This window comes from Nostoc sp. LPT (assembly GCF_017115165.1).
Taxonomy (GTDB): domain Bacteria; phylum Cyanobacteriota; class Cyanobacteriia; order Cyanobacteriales; family Nostocaceae; genus Nostoc.
Window position 1 is genome coordinate 155,267 of the sequence record NZ_JABXKF010000005.1, and the last position, 10,108, is coordinate 165,374.

Genomic DNA, 10,108 nt, shown 5'->3' on the forward strand with positions numbered 1-10,108 from the left:
AAGGGAGGAAATAGTTGCAACGAGCTACGTTCAGCCTCTTCTCCCAAACTAAAATTCAATCGTTTTACCTTCTAATTGTCCGTCGCTCAAGATAGATTCGCTCTACATCAGAACGAGCAGCTATCGTTTGGATTAACAAAGGAGTAACTTCCGCCACCACAATTGGTGTATAAAGAGATTGATAAATGACCCGTTGGTTACTTTCCTTAAGTTGGTTTACAAGAGGTTGCTGAATTGCCTCATAGTGAGATTTAAGAGTATTCAAGTGATTTTGATGCTCAGTGCGGTTCGATCCTCGATAAGGCTGAACTGTTTCTTCTTTTAGATGAAAAATGACTCTGATAGGGCTATTGCTTCCTTGACTAATGCGATTCGCTAATTCGGCTTCCAATTATGCCAACGAAGCCCTTATTGTTGATTGCTTGAATAGCTTGCTCTAACACTTCCTGACTAATTTGATTGCCAGCAGCATCAAGGGATACACCATAGATATTGCCTTGAGGATCTATTAGCTTAAACTGCGTGATTTCAGTATCAGCTAGAGTTGCTTTGTTAGCTACACTGAGGTGGTCAGCCGAGATTCCTGTAGTCTTAGAAACCTCTAACTTAGCTTTTTCAGCTAAATTGTTTAATGTCTGGTTTCCTGAGAGCGGAAGGCTAAAGGCTACTGTAGGCACAAATGAGATAACAGCAGATAAGCAAACGGTTAGACCTAAGAATTTCTGCATCTTGATTTTATACTTGCTCGTAAGCAGTTCCGAGTTCAGGGTAACTAAAAACAGCTATATTTTATTGTGGATGCTATGTAGGCAAAGAAATTTTGCTTTTACAAGAACGTTATCGTTTACTCAAGCAGATTGGTAAAGGGGGATTCTGTAAAACCTTCCTCGCAATAGACGAAGGTCAGTTTCCGCCAGTTCCTTGCGTCGTTCAAGAATTATCGCTGGAATACGAAATATTTAAAAATTTTCAGCAGAAGGCGCAACAGCTAGAAGAATTAGGAAAGCATCCCAAAATTCCCGCTTTATTGGCTTATTTTCAGCATAACAAGCATTTTTATTTAGTGCAGGAGTTTATTGCAGGCACTAATTTAGCTCAGGTAGTTGAAGAAGAAGGCGCTTTTAATGAAACTCAGATTTGGCAACTTTTAGAAGATTTATTGCCAGTTTTTCAGTTTATGAGCGATCGCCACATCATTCACCGCGATATTAAACCCCAAAATATTATCCGTAGATCCCCAATTACCAAGAAGGGGGATTTCGTCATAGTCGATTTTTCCACTGCGAAAATCGTCACAGAAATCGATCGGTTAACATCTGAAACCAGTATCGGCAGTCCAGAATACGCTGCACCAGAGCAGACGAAGGGAAAAGCAGTTTTTGCTAGTGATTTATATAGCTTGGGTGTAACTTGTATTTACTTACTTACTCAGATTTCTCCCTTTGATTTATTTGATATTGCAAATGATTGCTGGGTTTGGCAACAATATCTTACTACCAAAGTTAGCGAGCGCTTGGCGCAAATCCTCGACAAGCTGCTGCAAAATTCTGTTAACCGTCGCTTTCAATTGGCTGATGAAGTTATGCAAGCAATGGGTATGGAATGTAATCAAAATTTTAAATTACCAACTCCTGCTTGGCGATGCTTACATACTCTGAGTGGAGATTCTGGTGTGTTGAGTCGGGTGAATACCATTGCCATCAGTCCTGACGGTTACACTTTAGCCAGTGCTAGTGATGACAAAAACATCAAATTGTGGGATTTAAATAGCAAAAAAGTTCTAGCTAGCTTATCAGGACATTCCCAAGCTGTAAAATCAGTTACCTTCAGTCCTGATGGTCAAATTCTGGCAACTGCTAGCGACGATAAAACTATCAAATTGTGGGAGATTGAGACATTAAAGGAAATCTGCACCCTCTTAGGACACTCACACGCAGTAAAATCAGTTGCTTTCAGTCCAAATAGGCAGATTCTCGCTAGTGGTAGCTGGGATAAGACAGTCAAACTTTGGGATGTAAATACTGGCACAGAGATTTGCACCATCATTGGACACCAATTACAGGTAAATTCAGTAGCATTTAGTCCCCAAGGACAGCTTTTAGCCAGCGCTAGTTATGACAGAACAATTCGCTTGTGGCAGATAGCTGCATTAAAAGGTTCCCAGAGAGAACTTCAAAACCGCCCATGCTATAGCTTGTTAAGCACCCTTTCGGGTCATGCATGGGCGGTTTTGACAGTCGCTTTTAGTCCCGATGGTCAAATTTTGGCGACGGGTAGTGATGATAACACTATTAAGTTGTGGGAGGTAAACACTGGTCAGCTAATTTGCACACTTGTAGGCCATTCTTGGTCTGTGGTGGCTGTGGCTTTTACTGCCGATGGTGAAACGCTCCTAAGCGCAAGTTGCGACAAAACAGTTAAACTTTGGAGGGTAAGCACAGCAGAAGAGATTGCTACTCTCTCTGGTCATGTAGACTCAGTATCTGCTGTTGCTGTGAGCAAAGTTACACAATTAATTGCAAGCGGGAGTCGGGACAAGACTATCAAACTGTGGCAGCTTGTAGAACAGGACAATAGCTAATTTTGTAATATCAAGCGCTACCTGTAAAGGCAACTTCTGGAAATTTCAACTGAGCTTCTGCCATTGGACGGTTTCTGCCTTCCTCTTGCCAGTAGTTAATCACTTCTGTCGCTTTGTTAAGCAACTCGACACGATCCAGATCAGTAATCCAATGTTTGGACTCTAATTCCTTTTTTAACTCTTCCCAGGCATCATTTCTGGGCCAAAAAAAGTACTTAGTCAAGGGACTGGTGCCTTTGCCTACAACTTGATCGACTGCTAGAGCAACGTTCTCGTCTAACCACAGAATTTTCAAAATAAACTTGGTCAATCACACCTCCGGGAATTTCCGGGCATTACTTAACTAGGATAGCGATCGCTTATTTTAACGCAATACTCTATCAAATGACCAAACAGTGATTGAGAATGGGCTACCATAAGGTTTAGTCGATGCTAACTAAAGATGCTTGTTACCGAAACAGACTTATGATGCAGACCAAGTAAATCTGTTTATGGGAATTTTGAATTTTGAATTTTAAATTTTGAATTCGGAGCGTTCGCGCAGCGTCTCGTAGAGAAGCGACGTGACTGCCCAACTGCCCCAATCTCAAACAACATCTGGTTCTTCTTTGTATGAGCAAGACTTTTACCTGTGGATTCAAACCACGGCAGAACTCGTCAAACAAAAGAATTTCACACAACTGGACTTAGACAACCTGATTGAAGAAATTGAAACGATGGGGAGAAGTGAAAAGCGGGCATTGGAGAGCAATCTGGAAGTGTTGCTGATGCATCTGCTCAAATATCAAATTCAAACTGAAAGGCGCTCAAAAAGTTGGCAGTACACAATTTTGGAACACCGCAGACGAGTCCAAAAGGCACTCAAGGAAAGTCAGAGTTTGAAGCCTCACTTTGATCAAGTTTTCGATGAAAGCTATCAAACCGCTAGACGACTGGCTGTAATTAAAACTGGATTAGCGTAGGCGTAGCCCGTCGTAGACATCGCCACTTTCCCTGAACAATCTCCCTTTACACTAGAGCAAGTCCTTGACTCTGATTTTTTACCGGAGTCATAATCTCACACTCTGGTTTGGATGAATAATCAGTGAAAGTAAGCCATCAATGAGGCGATCTTCCTCTATTGACATAATATCTCCACCATGCAGTAGATTTCGCGTAATCACAAAATGGATCAGCGTTCCGATAAACGTTCGGGCTGCAACTTCTGGGTCGGCAAGCTGAAGTTTAGGATGAGTAGCAAAGTATTGGGTGATAAAGTCAAGATTTGGTTTCTCAACATTTTGGAGAAAAGCGCGTCCTAGTTCTGGAAAGCGACCTGATTCACCAATGACGATTCTAAAAAGTGCTACATCTTGCGGGTTTTGAGCAACACAGTTAAGCATTTTAGTAGCATGACGTTTCAAGAATACAACGGGTTCTTCTTGGGATGAGGGGAAGTCTTGTTGCTGAAAAAAGTTTACTCTCACTGCCATTCGTTGGATTAGGGCGGTAAACAATGTCTCCTTATCGGCAAAGCGTCGGTAGACTGTGGCTTTAGAAACCCCTGCGGCTGCCACAATTTTATCGATCCTGGCTCCTGCATAGCCATGCTCCAGAAACTCCTGCATCGCTCCACGCAGAATCGCTTCAGTTTTTTCGGGGGATAAATCCCGCTCAACACTCTTAACGTTACTCATCACTCAATTTTCCCGGTTTGCTGGGTATCCACTAATACTATTGACTGATTTCTATCATACCCATTGACAAGACGAAACTGTTTTGTTTAATTTTTTTATAGTCAAAACGAAACAGTTTAGTTTTGAAATCACCATTAGGGACTTCCAACAAATAAATTATCCAATCTTGTGGGGTGGGCGTCTCGCCCGCCTTTGACACCTATGGCAAGATGCGCACCCCACAAGAAGTAGTTGAGTATTTTTTTATTTGTCAGTCCCTTACCAACATCAACAGATCAACTATTGTGATTTTCCAATTTTTTCCAAGGGAGATTGAACTATGCGATCGCCAGCAGAGATTGATGAAACAAATGATGCTCTACCGATTGTGATTCTAGGGGGTGGTTTTGGAGGATTATTCGCAGCACTCCATCTGAGAGATTCACATTCCCGCCCGATTATTTTGATTGACCAATCGTGGAACTTCGTCTTTAAGCCACTGCTGTATGAACTGCTCAGTAGCGAAGTCAAGCTAGAGTTAATCTGTCCCCGCTACGATGCATTGCTGCACAAGAGCGATATTACCTTTGTACTTGGGACAGTAGAGGTGATCGACCTGGATCAAAAGCAAGTCAAGCTCGACTCTGGCTTAAAGTATTCCTACCGTAATTTGGTACTGGCATTGGGCAGCACTACAAGCTACCTTGGGATACCTGGGGCAAAAGAACATACGCGATCGTTCCGCACCGCTTATGATGCCTTTGCGTTAGGGCAGCACTTACGAAACCGCTTGCAGCTGGCAACCCAAACCGAAGATATAGAGGAACGCCGTGCTTTGCTGACTGTTGCGATTGTGGGGGCTGGTGCATCTGGGGTGGAAATGGCGGCAACCCTGGTGGATTTGCTGCCAACCTGGTACATTCCTTTAGGCGGGAACCCCCAGGAAATTCGGATTGTGATTTTGCAGCGTGGTTCAGAGATTCTCAAAGAGTCCACAAGCGATCGCCTCCGTGAAACTGCACAGTCGGCGCTGAAAGGGCGAACTGCCTCCGTCGAGGTATTGCTAGGATCTGAAGTCAAAGCGGTTGATCCGGGAGCCGTAGAGTTTGAGCGCAATGGACAATGGTGGCGATTAGCAGCCGCTACAGTGGTATGGATAACTGGGAATGCGACGCATCCCGTGATTGACGCACTGCCGATCGCGCCTGAAAACCGGGATAAATACAATCGCCTCCAGGTTAAACCGACTTTGCAACTGCCAGAATTTCCAGAGGTGTTTGCGGCGGGAGATTGTGCGATCAATCTTTTGAATCCACAACCTGCTATCGCTCAGGTTGCCTATCAGCAAGGAGCGGCGATCGCTCACAATATCAAGGCGCTGATTGGCGGTAAATCTCCTACCTCTGCAACAGTCAATCTGCGGGGTACGTTAATGAAAGTGGGACTGCACGAGAGCGCTGTGGAAATCTTTGATCGCTACGAAATCAAAGGCCAGTTGGGTCAGGCAATTCGCCTAGCAACCTATCTCGAACTTATGCCGACTCCAGCCCGCAACTTTGTCAACCGGACGGAATGGTTTACCGAGGAGATTTTGAAGCGGATTGTTGGCGTATAAAGCCAACTTCAGTTTCTGTAATAGCTAATTATAAGAAAAGTGTAGTCTTATGAATAGGTTCTCTCTCGCTGACATCACAGCACACCCTCAATTTGCAGCTTCAATTACTCAACAACCCGATCAAACTAACCTCACTTACACACAAGACCAGATTGATAGTTTGTCTGGAAGCCTTTTACTTATAGCTTGTCTTTGTGTTGCAGCAGGCTTCTTCTATATCGGAGTTGCCGTTGGAAGGCGGCATACAAGACATCACCAATTAATAGCAATCCGGCTACGGCAAATTCAAACCTTAGAAAGAATTTGGCAAATGACAGCTGAACGCAGAGATTAAACTGTCAACATTTTTGAAAAATATTTACGACATATTCAAACCTGGAAACCCAGATTTCATCTGAATTACAAATCTTGACCAATGATTCCTTGATGGTTAATCCAAAATCCAAAATCCAAAATCTAAAATCTAAAATTGTCTGACGGAGTTAAGTATCTTATGTCATTCGATCGCCTAATTATATCTGGATCTTCCGATCAAACTCATGATTTGAAGAACAGTGCCGGCTGTAACAACCGCCCAGGCACAACTAGAAGCTAAACGAGCCGATCAAGTCAAAGCTGCCGCAGATGTGAAATTACAGCAAGTGCAGTTCCAGCAAACCAAGATGCTTGTAACTGAAGGCGCACAGGCAAGGCAAGAACTCGATATTGCTAAAAATAACCTAGATGCAGCGATCGCCACCCTAAATGCTGCCCAAAAGCAGGTAAATGCAGGACAAGCCAGCATCAATCAGGCACAGTCCAACGTGCAGCAAGCCCAGGCTCAAGTTGCCTCAAGTCAAGTTAATCAGAACCAGAAGCAGATAGTTGCACCACTTGATGGTATCATTGGCGATTTCTCCGTCAAAGTGGGCAATTATGTGAATACTGGCGGCAACTTGACCACAATTACCAAAAACGATCTCCTGGATATGCGAATTTCGGTGCCGTCCAACAATGCTGCCCAATTGCGTCGGGGATTAGCTGTGGAGCTATTGGATGCTAACACAGGTAACGCGTTTAACCACCGGCAGTATTAACTTTATTTCGCCGCAAGTGAATACATCTGGCCAATCTATTTTAGTGAAAGCTCGATTTACTAATTCAAACGGCAAATTGCGGGATGGGCAATATGTTCGCGCCCGAATTATCTGGAACCAGCAGCCGGGAATTTTGATTCCGACTCAAGTAGTGACTCGCATTGGCGGACAGAGTTTTGTCTATGTGGTGGAAGAAAACAAGTCAACCGAAAAGGTGGTGGAACCAGACAAGTCAAAGGAAAAGCCGCGATTCGTCGTGCATCAAAAACCTGTGAAGTTGGGTGAGGTGCAGAACGATCGCTATCCCATTTTAGAGGGAATTAAACCAGGCGATCGCCTAGTGGTGTCTAACATTCTCAAACTGCGAGATCAGACCCCCATTCAACCAGAATCTTAGTTTAAACGCAAAGGGGCGCAGAGGGACGGAGAATTCACTAAAGTTGTACTTATACCAATTCTCTATGAAGATGCGTCTAATTATTATAAAACCTCTGCGTACCTTTGCACTAACCTCTGCGTCGGCAGTCGCTCATGGGGGAAACCCCCAAGACCGCGCTGCCTCACCTTTGCGTTGAAAAAAAGCTAGGATTTGGCGCAGCTTTATAAAAAAACGGTATTAGGAGTAATTATCATGTCCATTGCAGACAATTTTATCAAGCGACCTGTCTTATCAACGGTTTGCACCATAATAATCTTGCTGATTGGTGGCATCTGTATTCCTTTATTGCCGATTAACAACTTACCGGAAATTGCCCCCATTCAAGTGCAAACCAGCAGCGTCTTTATTGGCGCAGATGCCCAAACCGTTGAAGATACCGTATCAACCGTGATTGAGCGGCAAGTAAACGGGGTTGAGGGGATGCAGTACATGACTTTAAGCAGTGGTAATGACGGCTCCAGCACCATTTCAACTCAGTTTGACCCAACGAGTAACCGTAACATTAACCAAGTTAACGTGCAGAATCGAGCTGCGATCGCCCAACCGACTTTACCTGAGTCTGTGCGGCAAACTGGGGTAACCACTATAGCACGTTCCAACAGCATTCTGCTAGTTTATGGCTTCTATGCCGAAAATAGCGAGTATGACAATATCTTTTTGAGTAACTATGTTGACCTGTACGTCACCGATGCCATCAAGCGAGTCCCTGGTGTAGCGGATGCAATGCTGACAGGCGAACGCCAATATGCGATGCCGCTGTGGCTTGACCCGAACGCTTTAGCCAGTCGGGGATTAACGGCAACGGATGTCAGCAGTGCGCTAACTTCTCAGAATGTTCAGGTGGGGGCAGGGTCGATTGGTCAAGCGCCCACGAAGACGGATCAGAACTCGAATTTCCCACTTCGCATCAATAGTAGATTAAAAGATGTCAAAGAATTCGAGAATTTGGTAATCAAGTCTGACACCAACGGCACACTGGTTAAACTCAAGGATGTGGGACGAGCCGAGTTAGGCGCGAAGGACTATACAACATCGGCATTGGTACAGGGCAAACTGGGCGTTGCCATGTTGATCTATCAGCTTCCAGACAGCAATGCGCTAAATACTGCCAAAGCGGTGGAAGCGCAAATCGCAGAGTTAGAGAAAAACTTTCCCCCAGGGGTGAAAGCCGTCATCGCCTACGACACCACCAAGTTTGTGGAAGTCTCAATTGAAGAAGTGGTCAAGACGCTGATGGAAGCGATCGCCCTAGTGGTGGTGGTGATTTTCATTTTTTTGCAAGATTGGCGGGCGACGATCATTCCGGCGATCGCTATTCCTGTATCTCTGGTTGGTGCATTGGCCTTTGCATATCTCTTCGGCTTCTCGCTCAACACGTTAACCACGTTTGGATTGGTACTGGCAACGGGTTTGGTGGTAGACGATGCAATCATCGTCGTTGAGGGGATTGCTGCCAAGATGGAACAAGGCTTAGACCGACGACAAGCTGCTTTTGAGGCGATGGGGGAACTTTCAGGGGCGGTGATTGCCACCTCCTTGGTGTTGATGGCGGTATTTATCCCGGTGTCTTTTTTTCCGGGCGCGATCGGCATCATGTATCGGCAGTTCGCACTGATCATTATCTTCTCCATCGGCATTTCTTTGTTCAATGCCCTCAGTTTCACTGCCAGTATGTCTGGACTCTTCCTGCATCATACCGAGGGTGAAAGGCGAGGGCCGCTGGGCTGGTTCTTTCGTCAGTTCAACTGGGGCTTTAGCTGGGTACTGAAGCAATACGAGCGTCTGAGCAAGTTTCTGATCCGCATCCGTATGTTCGTAGTCGGGCTATTTATCCTCGGACTGGCGGCAACAGCGTTTATGTATATTTCCGTCCCTAGTGGATTTGTGCCAGATGAGGATCAAGGTATTATCGTTGGTATTATTCAGGCTGCCGATGGTGTCTCCCTCGCCTCCACCGAAAAAGTTGTTAACACTGTGGCTCAAACTCTGCAAAAAGAAGTGCCGGAGATGGAAGTGTCTCTCGTTATTGCCGGTTTTGGTCTTAACGGCAATGGGCCGAATCAAGGGACATTTTTCTTTAAGCTGAAAGATTGGAAAGAACGCAAGGGTGAAGAACATTCGGTGAAGGGGATCGTGCAAAGATTGAATGGCATCTTCGCCCAGAATCAAGATGCGTTGATCTTCACCTCCAACCTGCCCGCCGTCTCTGGTTATGGGGTAACAGGTGGCTTTGAATTTCAACTTCAAGACCGCACCAACGGACAACTGAGTATCGATCAATTTCTGGCGATCGCGCAACAGATGATTGCCAAAGCCAATCAGAATCCCGCCTTGCGCCAAGTGTTCACTCAATTTACCGCTAGCACCCCCCAGTACCAGATTGACATTAACCGCGATCGCTTAGAAGCCCTTGATGTCGATTTTAGTCACGCAATGAATACGCTGGGCGCTTACATGGGTGGGCAGTATGTCAACGATTTTACCTTCTCCCAGCGCAGCTACCGCGTATACATCCAAGCCGATGAACAGTTTCGCAACTCTCCAGACAATATTGGTCAAATCAATGTCCGTTCCAGAGGTGGTAATCTGGTGCTACTGAATGAAGTCGCCAAAGTGACTCCAATTACAGGGCCGCAAACAATCAGCCACTTCAACTTATTCCGCTCGATCAAGATTCAAGGCAGTGCTCCCTGACTATCTAATTAGTATTTAAGAGCTTGAGACTCAAGCACAGCGAGAAGT

The 10,108-nt window shown here is 45.1% G+C and carries 11 protein-coding genes; 7 read left to right on the plus strand and 4 right to left on the minus strand.

What is annotated here, in order from left to right:
- Nucleotides 1-64 precede the first annotated feature (64 nt).
- On the minus strand, nucleotides 65-391 hold the full coding sequence (locus tag HWQ58_RS01405; protein ID WP_292856839.1) for a hypothetical protein: 327 nt from the start codon (nucleotides 389-391) through the stop codon (nucleotides 65-67).
- Nucleotides 363-728: a hypothetical protein gene (locus tag HWQ58_RS01410; protein WP_292856841.1), complete on the minus strand. Its 366-nt coding sequence runs from the start codon at nucleotides 726-728 to the stop codon at nucleotides 363-365. The genes HWQ58_RS01405 and HWQ58_RS01410 overlap by 29 nt, the downstream gene beginning before the upstream one ends.
- 92 nt (nucleotides 729-820) lie before the next feature.
- Between HWQ58_RS01410 and HWQ58_RS01415 the strand changes: the two genes are divergently transcribed.
- The gene (locus tag HWQ58_RS01415; protein ID WP_292856843.1) at nucleotides 821-2,581 is read left to right on the plus strand and encodes a serine/threonine-protein kinase; all 1,761 of its coding nucleotides are present in this window, start codon (nucleotides 821-823) and stop codon (nucleotides 2,579-2,581) included.
- Between the two features lie 10 nt (nucleotides 2,582-2,591).
- Here the strand turns inward: HWQ58_RS01415 and HWQ58_RS01420 are convergent, their stop codons facing one another.
- Complete coding sequence (locus HWQ58_RS01420) at nucleotides 2,592-2,891, minus strand: 30S ribosomal protein PSRP-3 (protein ID WP_094333099.1); 300 nt, start codon at nucleotides 2,889-2,891, stop codon at nucleotides 2,592-2,594.
- A 253-nt stretch (nucleotides 2,892-3,144) separates the two neighbouring features.
- On the opposite strand from HWQ58_RS01420, the gene HWQ58_RS01425 reads away from it, so the two are divergent.
- Nucleotides 3,145-3,543: a DUF29 domain-containing protein gene (locus HWQ58_RS01425; protein WP_366837156.1), complete on the plus strand. Its 399-nt coding sequence runs from the start codon at nucleotides 3,145-3,147 to the stop codon at nucleotides 3,541-3,543.
- Nucleotides 3,544-3,630: 87 nt separating this feature from the next.
- Here HWQ58_RS01425 and HWQ58_RS01430 read toward each other — a convergent pair whose 3' ends face one another.
- Nucleotides 3,631-4,257, minus strand: coding sequence for a TetR/AcrR family transcriptional regulator (locus HWQ58_RS01430; RefSeq protein ID WP_292856845.1), 627 nt, complete (start codon nucleotides 4,255-4,257; stop codon nucleotides 3,631-3,633).
- Nucleotides 4,258-4,576: 319 nt separating this feature from the next.
- Between HWQ58_RS01430 and HWQ58_RS01435 the strand changes: the two genes are divergently transcribed.
- From HWQ58_RS01435 to HWQ58_RS01455, 5 genes are all read left to right on the plus strand, one after another.
- Nucleotides 4,577-5,851: an NAD(P)/FAD-dependent oxidoreductase gene (locus HWQ58_RS01435; RefSeq protein ID WP_292856847.1), complete on the plus strand. Its 1,275-nt coding sequence runs from the start codon at nucleotides 4,577-4,579 to the stop codon at nucleotides 5,849-5,851.
- Nucleotides 5,852-5,900: 49 nt separating this feature from the next.
- Entirely contained in the window at nucleotides 5,901-6,185 is a 285-nt protein-coding gene (locus HWQ58_RS01440; RefSeq protein ID WP_292856849.1) for a hypothetical protein, read from the plus strand.
- Between the two features lie 220 nt (nucleotides 6,186-6,405).
- Nucleotides 6,406-6,927, plus strand: a complete 522-nt coding sequence (locus HWQ58_RS01445) for an HlyD family efflux transporter periplasmic adaptor subunit (protein ID WP_292856851.1) — start codon at nucleotides 6,406-6,408, stop codon at nucleotides 6,925-6,927.
- A gap of 16 nt (nucleotides 6,928-6,943) precedes the next feature.
- Nucleotides 6,944-7,324: a hypothetical protein gene (locus tag HWQ58_RS01450; protein ID WP_292856853.1), complete on the plus strand. Its 381-nt coding sequence runs from the start codon at nucleotides 6,944-6,946 to the stop codon at nucleotides 7,322-7,324.
- A 234-nt stretch (nucleotides 7,325-7,558) separates the two neighbouring features.
- Nucleotides 7,559-10,060: an efflux RND transporter permease subunit gene (locus HWQ58_RS01455; protein ID WP_292856855.1), complete on the plus strand. Its 2,502-nt coding sequence runs from the start codon at nucleotides 7,559-7,561 to the stop codon at nucleotides 10,058-10,060.
- Nucleotides 10,061-10,108 lie beyond the last annotated feature (48 nt).